This is a genomic window from Pedobacter terrae, assembly GCF_036946585.1.
In the GTDB taxonomy this organism is placed as follows: Bacteria; Bacteroidota; Bacteroidia; order Sphingobacteriales; family Sphingobacteriaceae; genus Pedobacter; species Pedobacter terrae_C.
Genome location: NZ_JAQIIV010000010.1, coordinates 53,088 through 72,938 on the forward strand (window position 1 = coordinate 53,088; position 19,851 = coordinate 72,938).

Annotated in this window: 15 protein-coding genes; 9 read left to right on the plus strand and 6 right to left on the minus strand. The window is 43.1% G+C overall.

Annotated features, from left to right (window positions below; all coding sequences use genetic code 11):
* Nucleotide 1 precedes the first annotated feature (1 nt).
* Entirely contained in the window at nt 2-3,244 is a 3,243-nt protein-coding gene (locus PGN18_RS14240; RefSeq protein ID WP_335320206.1) for an error-prone DNA polymerase, read from the plus strand.
* A 153-nt stretch (nt 3,245-3,397) separates the two neighbouring features.
* Here PGN18_RS14240 and PGN18_RS14245 read toward each other — a convergent pair whose 3' ends face one another.
* From PGN18_RS14245 to PGN18_RS14265, 5 genes are all read right to left on the minus strand, one after another.
* Nucleotides 3,398-5,434, minus strand: a complete 2,037-nt coding sequence (locus PGN18_RS14245) for a beta-L-arabinofuranosidase domain-containing protein (RefSeq protein ID WP_335320208.1) — start codon at nt 5,432-5,434, stop codon at nt 3,398-3,400.
* Nucleotides 5,435-5,831: 397 nt separating this feature from the next.
* On the minus strand, nt 5,832-6,263 hold the full coding sequence (locus tag PGN18_RS14250) for a hypothetical protein (RefSeq protein WP_335320209.1): 432 nt from the start codon (nt 6,261-6,263) through the stop codon (nt 5,832-5,834).
* Nucleotides 6,264-6,412: 149 nt separating this feature from the next.
* Entirely contained in the window at nt 6,413-7,030 is a 618-nt protein-coding gene (locus tag PGN18_RS14255) for a hypothetical protein (protein ID WP_335320210.1), read from the minus strand.
* A 52-nt stretch (nt 7,031-7,082) separates the two neighbouring features.
* Nucleotides 7,083-9,965: a DNA ligase D gene (gene ligD, locus PGN18_RS14260; RefSeq protein ID WP_335320211.1), complete on the minus strand. Its 2,883-nt coding sequence runs from the start codon at nt 9,963-9,965 to the stop codon at nt 7,083-7,085.
* Nucleotides 9,966-10,001: 36 nt separating this feature from the next.
* Nucleotides 10,002-10,160, minus strand: coding sequence for a DUF3606 domain-containing protein (locus PGN18_RS14265; protein WP_335320212.1), 159 nt, complete (start codon nt 10,158-10,160; stop codon nt 10,002-10,004).
* Nucleotides 10,161-10,763: 603 nt separating this feature from the next.
* Here PGN18_RS14265 and PGN18_RS14270 point away from each other — a divergent pair.
* Nucleotides 10,764-11,291 (plus strand): hypothetical protein, encoded by a 528-nt coding sequence (locus PGN18_RS14270; protein WP_335320213.1) that lies wholly within the window; start codon nt 10,764-10,766, stop codon nt 11,289-11,291.
* Nucleotides 11,292-11,548: 257 nt separating this feature from the next.
* Nucleotides 11,549-12,583 carry a PDDEXK nuclease domain-containing protein gene (locus tag PGN18_RS14275; RefSeq protein ID WP_335320214.1) on the plus strand — a complete coding sequence of 345 codons (1,035 nt, stop codon included), beginning with the start codon at nt 11,549-11,551 and terminating at the stop codon, nt 12,581-12,583.
* A gap of 138 nt (nt 12,584-12,721) precedes the next feature.
* Here the strand turns inward: PGN18_RS14275 and PGN18_RS14280 are convergent, their stop codons facing one another.
* Nucleotides 12,722-13,684, minus strand: coding sequence for a helix-turn-helix transcriptional regulator (locus PGN18_RS14280; RefSeq protein ID WP_335320215.1), 963 nt, complete (start codon nt 13,682-13,684; stop codon nt 12,722-12,724).
* A gap of 85 nt (nt 13,685-13,769) precedes the next feature.
* Between PGN18_RS14280 and PGN18_RS14285 the strand changes: the two genes are divergently transcribed.
* The 6 genes from PGN18_RS14285 (at nt 13,770) to PGN18_RS14310 (ending at nt 19,831) form a co-directional block, all read left to right on the plus strand.
* On the plus strand, nt 13,770-14,945 hold the full coding sequence (locus tag PGN18_RS14285; RefSeq protein WP_335320216.1) for an FAD-dependent monooxygenase: 1,176 nt from the start codon (nt 13,770-13,772) through the stop codon (nt 14,943-14,945).
* Nucleotides 14,945-15,355: a hypothetical protein gene (locus tag PGN18_RS14290; protein WP_335320217.1), complete on the plus strand. Its 411-nt coding sequence runs from the start codon at nt 14,945-14,947 to the stop codon at nt 15,353-15,355. Before PGN18_RS14285 ends, PGN18_RS14290 begins: the two co-directional genes overlap by 1 nt.
* Before the next feature lie 190 nt (nt 15,356-15,545).
* The gene (locus PGN18_RS14295) at nt 15,546-15,755 is read left to right on the plus strand and encodes a hypothetical protein (protein WP_335320218.1); all 210 of its coding nucleotides are present in this window, start codon (nt 15,546-15,548) and stop codon (nt 15,753-15,755) included.
* A gap of 716 nt (nt 15,756-16,471) precedes the next feature.
* Nucleotides 16,472-17,803 carry a S41 family peptidase gene (locus tag PGN18_RS14300; protein ID WP_335320219.1) on the plus strand — a complete coding sequence of 444 codons (1,332 nt, stop codon included), beginning with the start codon at nt 16,472-16,474 and terminating at the stop codon, nt 17,801-17,803.
* A 73-nt stretch (nt 17,804-17,876) separates the two neighbouring features.
* On the plus strand, nt 17,877-18,467 hold the full coding sequence (locus PGN18_RS14305) for an RNA polymerase sigma factor (RefSeq protein WP_335320220.1): 591 nt from the start codon (nt 17,877-17,879) through the stop codon (nt 18,465-18,467).
* 341 nt (nt 18,468-18,808) lie between these two features.
* Nucleotides 18,809-19,831 (plus strand): FecR family protein, encoded by a 1,023-nt coding sequence (locus PGN18_RS14310; RefSeq protein ID WP_335320221.1) that lies wholly within the window; start codon nt 18,809-18,811, stop codon nt 19,829-19,831.
* Nucleotides 19,832-19,851: the final 20 nt, after the last annotated feature.

Here is a 19,851-nt window from a genome sequence, read left to right on the forward strand (position 1 = left end):
GATGATGGGATACAGCGAATTACAGGTTACATCAAATTTCAGTTTCCTGCGGGGAGCCTCGCACGCACACGAACTGGTCGGACAGGCCGAGATTTTCGGGTATAAGAAAATAGCCATTACCGATAGGAATACGCTGGCGGGGATCGTACGGGCCCATGCTGCATGCAGGGACAAAAACGTAAAACTGATTCCGGCATGCAGGCTGGACCTGTTGGACGGACCAAGCTTACTGGCCTACCCTACAGACAAGGAAGCCTATGGCAGACTATCGGCACTGCTTACCCTGGGCAATATGCGGGCAGAAAAAGGCTCCTGCCATATCTCCAGAGCAGATGTATACGCCCATTGCAAGGGCATGATATTTACGGTGGTGATGCCCGGTGAGCTAAACCGCAGGTTTGAATATGAGCCAGGTTTTGTCAAGGCATTGGCAGAATACCGTGAAGCCCTGCGCGGCCAATTGTATCTTGCCGCCACCAGGTCATACATGGGAAATGATGATAAACTGATCTTCCGCACTTCGCAGCTTTCGAAAGCTTACGGGATCCCGGTGGTGGCAACGGGCGATATCCATTACCATTCGCCTTCGCGCAGGGAATTACAGGATGTACTGACCTGCGTCAGGGAAAAATGCACGATCCAGGAAGCCGGGTTCCGCCTGCACCAGAACGCAGAGCGCTATATGAAAGAGGTGGCGGAGATGGAACGTTTGTTCAGGAAATACCCCAGTGCCATTGAAAATACCATGGTAATCGCCGAGTCCTGCAATTTTTCACTGGATGAACTTAAATATGTTTATCCGGAGGAAATCAATAAAAACGGCCGTTCACCCCTGGAAGAGCTGGAATACCTTACCTGGAAAGGCGCACATGCATTTTACGGTGAAACCATCCCGGATAAAGTGCTTAAGATGATCGGCCACGAAATGGAATTTGTGAAGCAGATGGATTATGCCAACTATTTTCTTTTTGTGGAAGATATTGTCCGTGAAGCAAGATCACGCGGGATCCTCTGCCAGGGCCGGGGTTCAGCAGCCAATTCGGCAATCTGTTTTGTTTTAGGGATCACATCGGTAAACCCGATGAAATTTGACCTGCTTTTTGAACGTTTTATTTCCCCGGCCAGAAATGAGCCGCCTGATATCGATGTGGATTTTGAGCATGAGCGAAGGGAAGAAATCATACAGTACATTTATGACAAATACGGGCGTAACCGGGCGGCAATCGTAGCTACGGTTACCCAGCAGCACCAAAAGAGCGCGATACGTGATGTCGGCAAGGCCATGGGACTTTCGGTAGACACCATCAACCGGTTGTCCGGTTCGATATGGGAGTTTACCGATGAATGGTTCGAGGGCAATCGGCTTACCGAACAAGGCTTGAACCCAAACGATCCGCACCTTAAAAAGACACTCGAGCTTACCGCGCAGATGATGGGCTTTCCGCGGCAGTTGGGCCAGCATACCGGGGGATTTGTGGTGACGCAAGGGAAGCTGACCGACCTGTGCCCTATCCTGAATGCCCGGATGGAGGACCGCACCAATATCGAATGGAACAAAGATGATATCGATGCGCTCGGGTTTTTAAAGGTAGATGTACTGGCGCTCGGTATGCTTACCTGCATCAGAAAGGCTTTTGACCTCTGCCGTGATCATTATGGTGTACAATATACGCTGGCCAATATCCCACAGGACGACCCCGAGGTTTATGACATGATCTGCCTGGCCGATACCCTGGGCGTATTCCAGATCGAGAGCAGGGCGCAGATGTCCATGCTGCCCAGACTGAAGCCCAGGGAGTTTTACGACCTTGTGATCGAGGTGGCCATTGTCAGGCCCGGGCCGATACAGGGCGATATGGTCCATCCTTATCTACGCAGGAGAAATGGCGAAGAGCCCGTATCCTACCCCTCGCCCGAACTGAAGGAAATTCTAGGGCGTACGCTCGGTGTACCGCTTTTCCAGGAACAGGCGATGAAGATTGCAATCGTTGCTGCCGGCTTTACCCCGGCTGAAGCTGATGGGCTGCGCCGAAGTATGGCCACATTCAAGTTCAAGGGCCTGGTCAACCAGTATGAACAGAAACTCATCGACGGCATGCTGGCCAAAGGTTATAGCCTCGAGTTTGCCAAACGTATATTCAGGCAGCTGGAGGGATTTGGCAGCTATGGTTTCCCAGAATCCCATGCCGCAAGTTTCGCGCTGCTGGTCTATGTCTCCTGTTGGCTGAAGCATTATTACCCGGATGTTTTTGCAGCCGCACTGCTCAACAGTATGCCGATGGGATTTTACCAGCCGGCCCAGATCGTTATTGATGCGCGGAAACACACGGTAGCTGTCCGGGAAGTAGATGTCAACCATTCGCTCTGGGACAACAGGCTCGAAGAAAAATCCGGCAGATACTTTACCCTGCGTTTGGGATTCAGGCAGATCAGCGGAATACGGGAAGATGAAATGGAGATTCTGGTCAGGGAAAGGGCTGGTGGATACACCAGTATTACCGCACTCCGCGATGCGGGCGTATCTATTGCAGCGCTTGAGCGGCTGGCCGATGCAGATGCGTTCAGGTCAATGGGAATGGACCGGCGCAAGGCACTTTGGGAAGTTTCCGCGCTGCAGGATATGCCGGTGGAATTATTTAGAGGTCAGGCCTCTGAAAGTGCACTGGAAACACAGGTGGAGTTACCGCTTATGGGCAAGGGCGAACATGTGGTGCAGGATTATGCCACGGTAGGTTTATCGCTTAAAGCCCATCCTGTAAGCTTTGTCCGCCCGCAGCTGGATATGCTGAACATCCGGACCTGCCATCACATCAACCATGATTCAACCGACGGGCAACTGGTTAAAGTAGCCGGATTGGTGCTCGTTCGCCAGCGCCCCGGAACTGCGGGCGGAGTCTGTTTCATTACCATCGAAGATGAAACAGGATATTCCAATCTGGTGGTTTTTGAAAAGCTGTTTGAAACCTACCGGAAGGAAATACTGCATTCCAGGCTGCTTATGGTCGAAGGCCGGCTGCAGCGTGAGGGCCAGGTCGTGCATGTGATTGTAAGCAAGTGTTTTGATTTTACAAAGATACTGGGCAAGCTGGTGCAGCGCGAAGCAGATGAATTGCCCGTATTGACCCTTGCGAGGGGCGACGAAAAAACCGCACCCTATCCTTCCCAGAACAAAAGGACCCAGGTGCGGGAAGATGCCAGTGAAAAAACCAAAACTGCTTTCCACGGCGGGAGGAACTTCAAATAGCTTGGTTCGTTCAAATATTTATAAAAAATTTATCCTGAATTGATACTGTTGAATCCAGGCAAGACGAAATCGCCATAAAGCCAGTATTGATTCGATAGATCCCATGTTATCCGATGCATGCTGAAGTATGCTGTTTTTTAGACTTTTGAAAATCTATTTACGGCCAACCAAAGGAAATTGGGAGATTCTAAGGGTTGTACAGCCATACGGCACCAGCACAATTTCCTCTTCATCATTTGCTGCCTCGAGCCCATAAATGTGGCTGTAAGGTAAGGGGCCTGCCATATCATTGTATAGTTTCCATGATGGTATCCTCTTTCCTGTGGTCTTAATCTGTACCGGCGCATGATCAAGATTCCAGGGATAGCTTGAGTTTTTACCGGTGAATTCTACCTTAAAATTATCATTTAACTTACTATCACTGACGTCAAACAATCCATAATTCCATGGACTGCCCGGTCGGACCTCAGTGTAGGACTCACCATAAACCTGTGGATCTACAGTATTTAAAACTTTGCTGGATTTCTCAGAAATCTTAAGCGCGTAAGTAATAGGACCCCGTTCGACAGATATAGAGTTTTCGTACCATTGGTTTTTGAAAATATGCATCGGCAATATTAACTCCACCACATCACCTGATGCCCACTTCCTATTGATTTTGATGATCTGGTCACCAACGGCTTGCTGATGAATCCTTCCATTAACCTTAACCGTTGCCATTTTGCACCAGGCCGGAATTCTGAGGTGAAAAGGAAATGAAACGGATTTTTTGGTGTTTAAAGTAAACTTTACCGTTTCGTCAAAGGGATAATTTGTCTCTTCTTTAAACTTTACCTCGGTACCGCCGGCTACCTTTGCCGTTACTTCGCTTGCCGAATAGACCAACGCTGCGATACCTTGATCCGCGGTAGTGTACCAAAGGTTTTGAACAAATTTTGGCCAGCCTTGATGCATATTGGATGCACAGCATGGATACCCGGTCAGTAATCCATAACAGATATCTGTTCCGTCATGATTGTCCCCGAAATTGTGCATTTTCCGGGTTAGCATGACCTGATTGGCCTGCTGAAAATATTGATGCGTCTGAAAATCATCTGATATCTGCGTAGGGAGCGCGTTGAAAGCAATTTTCTCCAGTTGATCTGCATAGTGTACAGCACCTGTAATTTCCAGTGAACTTTCCAGGCTGTACATCATCTCCACCGCGGTACAAAGTTCTGAACCCTGGGTTGGATTATTGCCATGCAGGGCCTCGTCTCCACCGTACAAACCATGAGCCATACCATTGTACTTTCTGATGTCCTGCAGCCCCTTGCTAACGGCATCGAGATATTGCTGTTCAGGGTGATGCTGATAGTAGATGATCGGTTCCTTTAAACCTTGGGACAAGTTTACAGTATGGATACTCCCCATTTTACTTAAGAAATCCGTATTTAAAAAGCCCGTTGTAAAATTGAAGGACTGTTTGTGCAAAAGCTCCCCCAATTCCAGTAAAAATCCATCCCCGGTTTTATTGTATAACCAGTAAACCATAGCAAGATTGTCCCCAGCCCGGTATTTTGCCCAGTAAGTCCAGTGATCGAGCGGCATTTTTGGCAGTTCCTTCAATTGATATCTGAAATAATTGGTCATTAAATGAATCACACGCTGGTCGTTCGTCGCCATGTAATATTGTTTCAGCACCTTGAGCATCACCATTTTTGGCCACCAGTCACGTGCATTGTCGCGTTGTACACCTGCCTTTGCCGGGTAATCCTTTGAAGGCCCAAAGTAGCCGTCTGCCGTTTGGCTTTTGATAGTCCACTCGATCCAGGGATTGACCTTGGCGATTAACTCTTTGTCATTTAGGATATAGGCTAGCGGCAATAAGCCATCAATCCAATAGGGACCGCGCTCCCACTGATCTCCGTCTCCGCCTAACCAACCATTTCGACTACCCATTACAAGAGGATATTGCTTATCCATGCTTCCCGTACTCCCATTCTTCTGTCTGACAAGCATTTCCAACAGCCAGCCTTTAGGTTTGATAGCACCGATCCGGAGTTCCTGATAAGGGTTCGCAGTTAGTCCGGATTTAGGCTGAATATATTGGCCGGAAGCCTTCGGAATTTGAAAAAATACAGAAAGCAAGAGGGCTGATATCAGTACAGTTAATTTGCCAGAGTTGTTGGTCGGTTTTATTTTTTTCATTCCTTGAAGAAGTAATCTGCTGTAGGTAAGATTCAAAGATTGAGATAATAAATGGTATATGCTAATGAAAACGGCTCCTAATTTCCACTGAACAGTTTCATGTTAGGATTAAAGGCGGCACCAGGTCAAAAATATCAATATCCACAAGGGAAAGCTTCCTAAATCGTTTTTTCGTATTTCGATTCCAGTAACACTATAGGAGGAAAAAGGGCTTTAATTTTACATCGTATTTATCATTGGATGCGCATTAATTTAAACTACAGATCGTTCCACTATATCCTGTTCAACCATTACCTGAAAACGCAAAAAAAAGGATCATTTTGTGATGGCCTTTTTTTAAAAATAATAGCGCAATTGCAATCTGGCAAATCCCGCGAGATGTTTACGTTGCCGACCTTTAGAAAAAGATATCTATGTAATCCGTTGTCATGCCATCACAATTCAGCATTTGTTGTAAGCGCCAGTATTTTCGCTTTCCGGAAGCTTTAAATACTGCAGGACCATTGCTTTCACAAGGTTTCCCACTATTGATATCCGCTATCCTTGACACGATTTTACCATTAAATTTAAGCACCCGCCCCACTACTATAAAAGTTCCTTTGATGGTCACATATTCATTTTTAGTTTTATCCCGCTGTTCGCCTTCAATACTATACTCATTCTCCCCTATCGATTTTATGATTACTTTTCCAGGCTTATTATCCTCATCAAAAGCAATCCATTGAATGGTAAATGCATGAGATCCAGTCCTCACTTTACCAGGATTTCCCTGATCAGCAGAACTGAACAGAGGTGCGATCAGTAAAATAATATATACTATATTTCTCATTTGGTTTGATATTGATCCTTTAATTTATTTAATACATTACATATACAAAAAGAAACCTCTTTAGATTTATTTTTGCATAATCCCTAATCCCATCGGCAACTAACATGATGCTATTTTACTACATTCACTAAGGTTGAACTTGATGCACTTTAATTTATGCCAACGATAACAAAGTAAGGATCGTTTTCTTTTTTGACCATCAGATCAAGATGTTCTTCAAAGGTGACCAGGTTGGATATCTCGTCCTTTAAAAAAGTGGTAAATACTTCCATATCGGTATCTGTTTTGACATTCACTTCGAGTGTTTCTGAAGTTTTCCAAACGGTGGATATAATTTCCGGATAAGTGCCCATAAGTAAACTGGGGAAACCTTTTCTCGAAAATGCTTCAGATAAATGCATGGCAATTTCCCACAGGTAAGGTTCAAGCTCCTGGTCTCCGGTCTGCCATTGCATGCCCTTTTGCTCGTCTTGCCACATGGTTCCAACATATTTATCATCGAGTTGGACGCTGTAGCAATCTCCTGCCTGTTCCACTACCGCCGTTACGCTGCCTTCACCGGTAGCCAGGTCGAATACATATCTTTCCATGTTTAAATTTTTTATACCGGGATGCTGTGGTCTATCTTCCGGGCCCTTTGCACCGTTTCGTTTGCGCAGAAAATAGAACGTGGCGAGTGCAAATCCTGTAATTGCACCAAGAACCAGCATTTTTGTGCCGGTCCCCATCTGTTTTTCCATAAAAGTCCCCATGCGTTTTTTCTTCATTAACATTGTTTATTGAATTAAGTTTTGACTGCCAGGCCTGGCCGGACACGGATCAGCTAAAAAGGTGCTGCGCGTTAGCGAGCACCTGTACCATATCAATCCCCTTTCCCAGTACACCAGAAAAAAGGTCACCGGTTTCCTTTAACCTGTCAACCGCATTAAAGATGGTAAAGTCCCTCATCTTTAGACCAGGCTTCACCTCCTCCCACAACAGCGGCATGGAAACCGTAGCGCCCGGCTTTGGACGCAGGGAATAAACTCCGGCTATCGTTGCACCGGGCCTGTTTTGCAGAAAATCAAGGTACATTTTTCCCCCACGCCTGGATATCGTACGTTCAAGTGTGGTAAATCCGGGGAGCTCACGGTTTACCTGGCGTACGATGATATTGGCGAAAAGCTGGGACTGCTCGTAGGTATATTTAGCCCCAAGCGGTATATAGATGTGCATACCTGTGGAACCTGATGTTTTTGGAAAGCTGGGAACACCGATGCCGTCCAAAATGGATCTTGTCACCTGCGCTGCTTTAATTACCTGTTCAAAGGTATTCTTATCGGGATCCAGGTCAATCACGCAATAATCGGGGCAATCTGGTGAGGAGGCACGGCTGAACCAGGGGTTCATTTCAATGCAGCCCAGGCTTGCCATCCATAAAAGCGTAGCCCTGTCTTTACCCAGGAGATAGCTTTTTTCTTCACCCTTTTCATTGGTATGGGGTATGGTATGCGCCCAGGGAGGTGCGGTTTCCTTTACATTTTTCTGATAAAAGCTTTCGGAGTTTATGCCACCCGGAAAGCGGTTCAGTGACATGGGCCTGTCCAAAAGGTAGGGCAGCATAAGTGGGGCGACCTGGTCATAATAATTGAACATGTCGCGCTTGGATACCTTATCCTCCGGCCAGTAGAGTTTGGAAAGATGAGTAAACTTGAGCGTATGTCCGTCCACTATCTTTTCCTGGGTTTCTGAACTGCCGGTAAGCAGCAGTCCTTTGTCCTTTAACATCTTTCCTTTTTGGAAGGGTGTAGACGCAGAAGACGGTTTACCAGACTGCTCTGCAAGCTGGTGTTCCAGTGCCACCTCCCGGGTAATGGATCCCGTATCTTTTTCATGTTCCAAGATCACTTCTTTGGGGCTCTTGTCCGAGCGTAGTCCTTTAAAGGAAGCCTGGCGCAGTTTGCCATCGGAAGTGAGTTCCGCAAATTCTATTTCGCATACCAGATCTGGCTTTAACCAGGTCGGTTTCGCACCCATACGCCTGGGCCTGAATTGAGAGGGCTCATCCACATCAGGCTCTGTTTCAAATGGGCAGATAATGGTAGTGAGCTTTTCGAATACCGCCATCAGCTCCTTTTGAGATTGCTGGTTGAAGCCAGTGCCTACCTTCCCTATATAATGCAGTGTGCCTCTGGGATCGTAAACACCAAGGGTCAGTGCACTGAAATATTTTTCGGTGCCATCGTTTCTGGTATACCCACCGATAACCACTTCCTGTCTGCGTTTGGCCTTTATTTTCAGCCATTCCCTTGAACGGCTATCGGAGGAATAAAAGCTGTCGGCACGCTTGGCAATAATGCCTTCAAGCTTCATTTTCTTTGCTGCCTCAAAAAAATCCAGGCCACTGGTCTGATAGGCCTCGCTGATCTTGATATTCAGATGTTCTTTGGGCATGACCGCTTCGAGAATTTTCCTCCTGTCGTTCAGGGCCAGCGATAACAGCGAATAGCCTTCAAACCAGAGGATGTCAAAAACATAGTAGATCAGTTCAGCACGCTGGGTATTCTTCCAGTTCTGCAGGGCACCAAAATCTGCGCTCCCATCATCTTTCAGCGCGACAATTTCGCCGTCCAAAACGGCATTCAAGTCTAGCGCTTCGAGCGCAGCCGTAATCGAGGTAAACTGGGAAAATTCAAGGTTGTTACGGGAAAAAAGCCTGGTGCCGGATCGCTCCCCATAGGCGATAGCGCGGTAACCGTCCCATTTAACCTCATAGATCCAGCCAGGCTGATCAAAGGGCTCGTCTACCAGGGTTGCCTTCATGGGTTTGATGCCTGTGGGCATTTTGGTTTTATCGGCCTGCTTCAATAACCCGCGGATCTCACCGGTTAATACTGGCTTTTTTTTAACCGCACGCTTTTTTGTTTGGGCTGTTTTATTTTGTAACGGTTTTTCCGAAAGTTCGATCCAGACCGGGGCATGATCGCTTGAACCTTTCCATCCCCTTACCGCTTTGTCCACCTGGGCGCCAGAAAGTCTTTCCGCCAGGTCTGCGGTCAATAAAAAATGATCAAGGCGCAGGCCTGCATCACGGTCATACGCTTTTCTAAGGTAATCCCAAAAAGTATAAATGCGTTTCTCCGGATAAAGCATGCGGATGGCATCCGTCCAGCCCTGTTCTAAAAGCGCAGCAAAATCTGCTCTGATTTCCTTTTGGAAAAGGGCATTGTCCCTGTATTTTTCGGGCTTATAGGTGTCCATTTCCATTGGCATCACGTTATAGTCGCCAGCAAGGATGACCGGAAGCCCGGTAGCCAGCAAGGTTTTTGCGTGTTCAATGAGCCTTGAAAACCACCGCTTTTTATATTCAAACTTCGGGCCCGGATAGGGATTACCATTGGGAAGATAGATGCATCCGAAGACCATACCGTAAGTAAAAACTTCCAGGTAACGGCTATGGGTAAATTCATCATCCGTACCGGGAAGATCCCTGCGCAGTTCCCTGATTTCATCTTTTGACAGTACGGCTACTCCATTCCAGCTTTTTTCTCCCTGCCATATTGCATGGTAGCCTGCCTTGTTGATCTCCTTGACCGGAAAACTTTTATCCTCACATTTGAGCTCCTGCAGGCACACCACATCCGGGGCCGCCTCTTTTAACCAGCGTAAAAGGTTTCCAAGCCAGCCGTTTATGCCATTGATGTTGTAGGATGCGATTTTCATTAGCGCTAAAAAAAGCCCCTTACGGGGCTTTCAGGTTTATTTCACCTTTTTTTCAATTGCTTTTCGCTGGTTACCTGCACTTTCTTTGGCATCTTTTATTTTGCCTGGTTTTACATCCAGTTTATTCGCTTCGTATTTAATCTCGTGCTCCTGGTTGGAAACCGAATTGCGCTCCACTTTTGTTCCTCTTGCCATAATCTTAAATTTTTAAGTTTAGCTAGATAACATTTTTTTTCATGGATTGGTTTTGAATCCGGATTAACATCTTTATGCTATTTCTGTACCATGCCTGCTTGCACGTAAATGTTCAGGAATCAGTTAAACCAGGTATTAACGCAAAAAAAAGGCAAAGAACCTACGGGGTTTTGATTTTAATATACAATATTCTATTTTTGCCTTCGAGAGCGTTAATTTAGATAACGGGGAGCTGGGCATCGTTCCCCGTTCTTTTTATAAGACGTTTCCTCCTATCTGAGCAATCCTTCCAATTACAAAAACAGTAAGGTAATAAATCCCGACTGGGCTCTTTAAGCCTATCAGAAAACACCACAGTTGACAATGGTATTGGATTTGGCTGAAATGCCTTCAAAAAGATCCCCCGGCAGCTGGTTCCTGTCATCCATGGCGCGAATGTCTGGATAACAACTAAGGCGTATCAATAAGCAGCAGGTCTTCTTAAACCGAAACCACAAGCAGAATTAGATTAGGCCGTCATAAAGTTATTTGTCGTAACTATTGATTTTCTTTTGTATTTGTCATACCTTGTTCTATTCAATTAATAAAAATACAATAACTACTATGAAAATCTACAAAACATTGTTCCTTGCCGGGCTTTTATTCGCCTTCAAGGTAAGTTCGGCACAAGTCGTGACCGGTCAATGGCAACCTGTTGCCCCGAATGACGTTCAACCACTTAGTCCTCTTCCCCAGGAAGGCTTATTTGGTTTCTACCAGGAATGGAATGCTACCGGTAACCTGGTACTGACTTATGGGAATCATTCTGCAAAGGCATTGAATCTTAAAAAAACGATTCCAAGCGGTGCAAATGACCGGATTAAATCAATGGTACTCCAAGGCCCCCTGACAAATACCCAGATTGTAGTATTTGATAATCCTGATGGACAAACCGATGACGATTATGCTATTGTCAAAGTTGAAGGGACATTACCTCCGGGAATCAGGGTTGTCATTCCGAGTTTCGATATCGGTGCAGCACCAGGCGTTTTCTGGGATGGCGGTAATGGCAACCGGGTTGTTGAATATTTCCACTATCACAATGGCCTGGATGGTAAGATTTCGCACATCAGCAGAGCGGTGGGACAATAAAACTTGATCACTTACTAAAAAATCACTGTTGTATCCAGGTAACAGTGATTTTCCAAATTTTTACGATTGGAACAGATGGTTCCCGGCCCTGGTGTAAGATCATTACGCCATTGGCTTGACTTTAATACCTTTGAAGCCTTGCCTGATGCGCATGAGAAGCTTCAGAGAATATTGTCTTATATTTACCCGGTGATGGAGTAGGTCTTTTACCGTAAATGACCTAGAACTTGTCTGCCCCACTTAAGGACATTGATAATATGAAAGATCTTTTTTTAGATGATTACAAAAGCTGGTTTATCGAAATCAAGACCAAACTGAAATCTACGCAGCAAAAAACTGTTATTGCCATAAACTCGGCATTAATTGACCTGTACTGGGATCTTGGTAAAATGATTACAGAAAAACAGGCTCAGGCCCAATGGGGAGATAATATCCTGCAGAGCCTAAGTAATGATCTAAAGAATGAATTTCCTGATTCCACAGGCTATTCCGTTAGGAACCTACGGTATATCAAACAGTTTTACCAATTCTACAATGCAAATCGGCAACAGGTTGTTGCAGATTTAAGAACACAGCTTGGCCTTATCCCATGGGGACATAACATACTTATTATCAGCAAATCTAAAAATTTAAATGAAGCGGAATTTTATATAAGGGAATCAATAAGGAACGGTTGGAGCCGGGATACCCTGGCCATCCAGATCAAAAGTAATTTACATGGGCGAAGCGGAAAATCCGTAAACAATTTTAAGCAGACCCTGCCAGAGATGTATTCAGAACTGGCAGAACAGACCTTGAAAGACCCTTACGTTTTCGACTTTGTAACACTGACAAGCGAAGCAAAAGAGCGGGACATTGAAAAGCAACTGGTTACGCATATGACCAAATTCCTTCTTGAACTTGGAAAAGGCTTCGCATTCGTAGGCCAGCAATACCATCTTGAAATTGCTGAAGAAGATTATTATCTGGACCTGTTGTTTTATAACATACCATTGAAATGTTATGTCATAGTTGAACTGAAGAATACAAAATTTGTTCCTGAATATGCCGGCAAGCTGAACTTCTATCTTTCTGCAGCAGATGACCTTTTAAAAGGAGAAAGCGACAAGCCAACCATCGGGATCCTTTTATGCCGTGACAAAAATAATATTGGTGTCGAGTACGCCCTGCGCGATATAAATAAGCCTATCGGCGTCAGCGAATTTCAGTTTACCGAAGTATTACCGGAGGAGATAAAAAGCAACCTGCCGACTATTGAAGAGATTGAAAACGAGCTCAAAAACCTTGAATAGCATATCTGATAATGCCATAGCCCACACAAAATGATTGCTCCCACTGTGAACGCAATGATGTATTTGCTATGTACGGTCAGTTTGTCTTTTAAGGGAGTCTTTGAAATTCAATATGGAAAACTGAAATCTTAAACCTTCTCAAAGCGTTATATTTTTCCACTTCTTGGGTTTCATTCCAAAATGTTGTTCAAACAACCTCCCAAAGTAACTCAAATTCGTAAATCCTAACTGATATCCGGTTTCGGAAACCGAAAGATGTTGCTCCTGCATCAATCTGGCTGCCTCTTTCATTCTTAGAAACTGACTATACTCGTAAAGCCCCTTCCCAAAAATCTGTGTAAAAAGCTTTCTAAGTTTGAGCATATTCATGCCGCTGATTTCAATAAGTTCGTTGGGTGTTAAAGGCTTTTCCAGCGCAGTTGAAATAGCATCCCTTACCCGGTATAGGGCCGCAATCTCATCGCCACGGAGGCTCTGATGTTTAATATGCTGTCGTTTTGAAAGGTTTTTAAAAAGCAGATACAATAACTCCAAGCCCTTCAATTTGTAATAGGTTTCGGAAAGTACATCTAATGGAGGTGTTTCTGCAATGTTATTAACAAGATCAGCCATCTCCGGCGACATAAATTCCTCAACCAACAAGGTTATTTCTTCGTTAAAAAGGTAGTAAAATTTCTGCTGATCTTTGCCGATAAAATTTTTTAAGAAATCAAGCCCGATCAGGATCGTGACCTGGGTGATCTTGGATCCTTTGGGAAAGATGACTTCACTTGTCAGGTGAAGCGGCGTTATGCGGACGTGAGGTAGCGTTTGGGGCAATGTGTGTTTTTCACTTGTCCTGTGATCCTGTAAATGCGTATTGAAAATATTCTGGAAGGAAAAAAGCAGCCCCTTTTTTATCGCATCAATAGGTTTTCTAAGATAGCTAACTGCATTCTCGGCAGTGACAGACCTGACCATCAACAACATTTCCGGCAGCATGTCAATGATACGAATTTCATCAAGGTTCAAAAAATCCAGCTTATCGCTAAATTCAGATGCCGGGATCCCCAATTTTTCTGCCAGGCCAAGCATTTGCTCCTTATGATCATTCAGCTTCATTTTATGGACTATTTTAAGTTCATTTAGGACTATTTTATCCCTAAATGTAATTCTAATTTTGCAATAAGCATTTAAAGAATTAAAAATGAAAAAGAAAATTTTAATATCAGGGGGCGGAATTGCAGGATTGACAGCAGCAAAATTTCTGACAGCGCAAGGGCATGAGGTGACGGTGATTGACAGAGCACCATCCTTTACGAAAGCAGGTTTTTTAATTTCCCTGAAAAGCTTTGGGGTACAGATCATGGAAGAACTCGGCTTATTGCAGGAACTGCAGGCAGCTTCTTCTCCATCTGAATTTGTAAGCTTCGTAGAAAAAGACGGGCAGGTTATTCAACACCTCAGCTATGAAAAGATGAACAAAAATATTGAACGTTCAGTGCTGATCTCCCGGGGAGGACTTCACAATGTTTTATATGACCATTTAAAAAATCAGCTAAATGTACTATTTAGCACAACCATTTCCGGAATTAATTCTGCAGGTAACAAAACGAAGGTAACATTCTCCAACGGACAAGGCATGGAAGCAGATCTTATCATCATCTGTGAAGGTCTGCGTTCTCCCACACGCGAAAAATACTTTACAGGTTCACAAATGGAAGATTTCAACACATTGTACATGGGCGGAAGATTGAAGACAAAACATTCCGAGCCAGTCGGTGCTTTTAAAATCTATATTGATGTGAATAAAATGCTATCTATCTATCCCATTGCAAACGATGAAATTGCTATCCAATACTACATCCGCGATACTGATGATCTTGCCACGATAAAGCAACGATCAACCGAAACGCTGCAGGAATCTTTTAGTGCTTATAGCGCGGAGGTAAGGGATTTGCTTAATCGTTTTGCTGAAGAAGGTTTAATGTTCGTCGATAAAATGGGAATGGTAAATGCATCTACACTCGTAAACGGAAATATGGTTCTGCTGGGAGATGCTGGATATTGCCCAACTGCTCTTTCTGGAATGGGAGCTTCGCTTTCAATCTATGGAGCAAAAGCATTGTCTCATTTCGTCAGCAAAAGTCCAGATGATCTGAGATCTGCCTGCGATAATTATAACACATTGATGCAACCTATTATCCGTAAATTTCAAACCAATGCCAGAAATAACGCCTCTTCTTTTATCCCCGCTGATGAAAATAAGCTGGATCAGTTTGTAAAATTTTTCAGGGCAGCATCTGATGATGAACTTAAGAAGACAATGACAGATCCAATTGTACTTACTGAAGACCAGTTAAAGTTTAAAGCCAATAAATAATGAACTTCAAAAAAACACTTTCCATCGTTATCGGATTTGGAACCATCGGTCTTTTAAGTTCGGCATTAGCTAAACTACAGGGATTTTTGTTTCCTGCGTCTTTGCAACTGTTTAAACAGGCTACCTTAACTGACAGTGATACTCTTCAGCTTATTATCAAGTTGGCTTGTGTTTATACCAGCTGTATCGCAGGAGGTATCATCACAGAATTATGCGGCGGTGAAAACAGACAACAGCGTATTGTAGCTTTCAGCTTGATCCTGATCATCATATGGCTATGGATCAGTACTATTCATCCGTTCTGGTTCTGGGCATTGTTGCTCATGGGAATTCTCCCTTTTGTTTTGATCGGAGACAAGATTAAAAAGCTCATTGACCATGAAATCAGGAATCCTACACAACGGAGTTAACCGCTTTCTGCAATTACCGCTGATAATCCCTAATCTAGAACCAGAGGCAACACTTAATGCTTTCCAACACACAACCAATCTGCTATTTAATGGGGAAATGGAGATCATTCACTTGATGTTTACCGTTGATTTTCATAACTTTAAGCACAAACTATAGTATGCCTGATTCTATACCTAAACTTTATAAGCCATGAGAATTACAATCGCAAAATTATCAGAAGTTATGGAGATGATCCCTGATGGAACAAATTTACCTAATGGGGCCACGCACACCATTAATATTGCAGACCCAATGGGGGAAATACCCCGAAGCTTTTATACAGGAGAAACCGATATCAGCTTTATTTGGAGTACAGGACTCGGTGAATGGACTCTTGAGCTACCAAAAACAGACAAGTAACGCTACTATGATAGCTTACGAGCACTTGATAGCAAAAAAATAGTGAAAGATTATCTATACAATTAAATGGAACCATCGGACTTTTGACACTTTCCTTAGCTTATATGCTTTGGACAAAGAAACGTTTATTAAGAGGAACATAACCCGTCAATTAAATTTCAGTGAAATTATCATGTATCACAAAAACCAACTTTTTGATGCTCGGTATGATTAAATAGGATACGTCTAGCCCCACACTATCACTTAACAGACATTGCAGCAAAACCGATAAGCACTTCCAATTGATTTCAACCTTGCTAAAAACAGAATACAGGGTGCGAAATGAATTAAAACTAATTGAAGGACGCCCTGAACTCAACCGGTAGCAGCTTCAGATACGTAATCACCTTTCGTACTCAACTTCAGATAAACGCACTAATAGTCCGTATAGATATAAAGTGGAAATTCGCGGCGCAAAAGTTAATCTAATAGAAAGTTTAGGTTTAATTATTGTTATGTTCCATTAATTAGGTCCATAATAATAACTTAACGTCATGAACCTTCCTTTTCAGGCTTATATGCGAAAGATTAATCTAACTTGAAAATTAATGCTTGCTTAACAATAGTAGTTTTAAGTTTGTTTTAAAATCGAGAAACACGATGACGGAATCTATAACAAACTTGAATAAAACTAATTGTAACGGCTTTTATTTTGTCATTCTATTTTAGCTATTCTCTTGTCCTGCAAAAAAGGCAGTGAAAAATCTGAGTATCCAATTGGGAGTAATGAGCATACCAACGCTTGGATACTTGACAGCCTTAAACGCTACTATTATTGGAATGAACAGCTGCCGACCAATCCGAATCTTGGTTTACCGCCAAAAGATTTTTTTAATTCCATCCGCAATTCGTCGGATCGCTTTTCATACATCTCTATCCCTAATGACCCTACCACTGCAATACCAGGCAACAGAAATTTTGGTTTTGATTATACCGTAGTAAGCGACCAAAATAAGGCAAAAGTTATCGGAATTGTTAAAATTGTATTAAACGACTCTCCGGCTTCAAGGGCTGGTTTAAAGCGTGGAGACTATATCAGCAAAATTAACGGTAAGATAATAACCGCTGCTAACGCCCAGGTTTTGCAAACTGAAATTTTAAATAGCGATCACTTTTCTTTGGGTTTAGCTGAACTGAAAAATGATATCTGGACAGAAACCCGTACTGTTGAACTAAATAAAAGTATAATACTCGATCAGCGTGAGATTAGCAAAGTGATAGAAAGCAATGGAAAAAAAATTGGTTACCTGTATTTCTTGGATTTTAATGTTGGTTTGGCTAGCTCGCTTACTAATGCTTTCCGCAATTTCAAATCGGAGGGTATATCTGAACTCATTCTCGATCTCCGTTATAACGCGGGCGGTCAGGTAGCGGAGGCGGCTGGCTTATGCGCCATGATTGCCAAAAACGTATCGTTCAATAACCCTTTTATTACCTACAAGGGCAATAAAAACGGGGGGATCAGAAGCGAATCAATAGGAACTGCAGCTACATTCGATGGTACCGTCAATTTTAATGCCGTCTTACAGCAAAATCTTGGCTTAGGCCGGGTATATATTTTATCAACAGCGGCCACAGCATCTGCCTCAGAACTTATGATCAATAACCTAAAACCTTTTATTCAGGTGATATTGATCGGCGAGAAAACAAGAGGAAAAGACGAAGCGTCATTTAAGATATTTGATGCCCGAAGCCCCAAACAAGTAAATTGGGAGCTACATCCGATTGTTTATAAACTTTTTAACGCCCAGGGTATTGGTGGATATAGTGCGGGAATTTCCCCCGATATCATGATTAATGAAATGGATAATCTGCCTTTGCTTCAACTTGGTGATACCCGAGACCCAATGGTGAAAGCAGCAATCGCTGCTATAACAGGTAGGGCTATTAAAACCGCGAATGCGATGGATAACGTATTGACTAAAAGCTTTCAGCCTAATCGTATACTAATGGATTCGAGAGCATTGTCAGCTCAGCAAAGCATAGTAATCACCCATAAGTTAAGATGATAAAAAAAGGTTTTTATTGCGTTAACATTAACTTTAAACGCGACTACTAACTTGCCTGCCATAAACGCTACTTATGGAACAGTTGGAAGATTTTAAAAATGCAGAACTCCTTAATGCACTAAAAGCTGGCGACTCCGCCGCTTTCAATGAAATTTACCATCAGTATCGCAAAAAAATCTATGGTTATGCCTATCATTTCAGCCGAGACGGAGAAGAAGCGGAAGAACTTACCCAGGATGTTTTTGTAAGGCTTTGGGAAAACAGATCAAAGATAGATCCAAAAAAGAACTTTGAAGCGTTTATATATACGCTGATCCGCAATAATTTTCTGTCTACACTTCGCAAAAAAGCAAGAGAAAAGGTTTATAGTGAAGAAAACCTTAAATATGAGCAATCTTTTAATACCATAGAAGAAGAACTCAATGCCAAAGAAACAAAACAAATTGTGCATAAAGCGATAGAAAGTCTTTCCCCACAGGTAAAAAAAATATATTTATTGAGCCGTAACGGCCACCATACCCATGAAGAAATTTCGCAACTAATGGGCATCTCTAAAAACACGGTAAACAACCACCTGAAAAAATCGCTTGGGATTTTGCGTAAATACTTCAGCACCTATTCTCCGGAAACGATTCTATCCCTGTTATTGATAATGCTTTGCTAAGGCTTAATTCACAACTACTCTCCACTTTGGAAAAATATTTCATTTCGTCAAAGGATGACAAATTGCATAATGCTGGCTCATAACGCGCTTGATAATTGTCATTGACTTCTTTCATATCATATCTTAGAACTTAAGGGCCCAATCATCGCATTTTGGATGGCAATTGACTAACATTAACTTTTAGGACACTTCGCTGATTGCTCTTTGTAAATCGAAGTCTGATCATACCTCATTAATTCCGTTTTAAACTTTTTAAAATAAATTTCATTTTCATATAGCTATTTCCTCAAGCTCGTGCATATATATGTTAGAGCGCAGCATTAAAGCTTATAAATAGTAAAGTGAAAGAAAATATTAAAATACTGTTTGAATATTACTTGGCCGGTAAAACCACTCCAGAGCAAGAGAAAGTCCTAATGAAATACCTTGCCGATACAGCGAACGGCGATAGCGAATTTTATGGGCAAATGGAAAGACTCTGGACAGAACAAACAACAAAAGCCGATTATTCTTCAACTGCTGCTAACGGACTGGCAGAAATATGGAAAAAAATAGAAAAACGCCAGCCCAAAAGAAGATTATTCCCCCCACTATTAAAATATGCTGCAGTGTTTGCTGTCATTATTTCTGCATCGATTGGCTGGTATCTATACCAGAATTTACAACAACCTACACAAACAGCCATCACCTTTTTAAGTAAAACCACTCAAAAGGGCGAAAGATTAAAGTTGGTTTTGCCTGATAGTTCCATCGTATACCTGGGTGCCGAAAGCAGGCTAACCTGGCCATCCCGATTCATAAAAGGTGATTTAAGAAATATCCGGTTGGAAGGTGAAGCTTTTTTCGAAGTAAAACATGATGCTGCCAGCCCGTTTATCGTACAGAGTGGAGAGATGCAAACCAGGGTTTTGGGCACTTCTTTCAACATTTACGCCTATCCCAAAGATGGAACTTTCAGCGTCGCTGTTCGTACCGGTAAAGTAGGCGTTTCGGAGAACAGTACCGGAAAATTAAGACAACTTTCACTACTTACTCCCGGAATGAAATTATCATATCATTTGAAAGCACATCACTATGATATCCGTAACGAGCCTATCAGCGAAATTAATGCGTGGATTAAGAACAGCTTTGCCTTTAAAGATGTAAGCCTGGCTAATATGTTCCAGTCACTGGAAAGATATTACAATATCCGTTTCGAACTGAAAACCAATAAATTAAACAATTGCAGGTACAATGCCACATTTATCAGCAAAAGCATCAACAAGATAATGGAGGAAATCCGAATCATGAGCGGCAGAAAATTGAGATATAAAATAGACAATGCAAACAAAATAATAACCGTATGGGGGGAGGGCTGTCAATGATGAGTTAGCAAAATGCTATA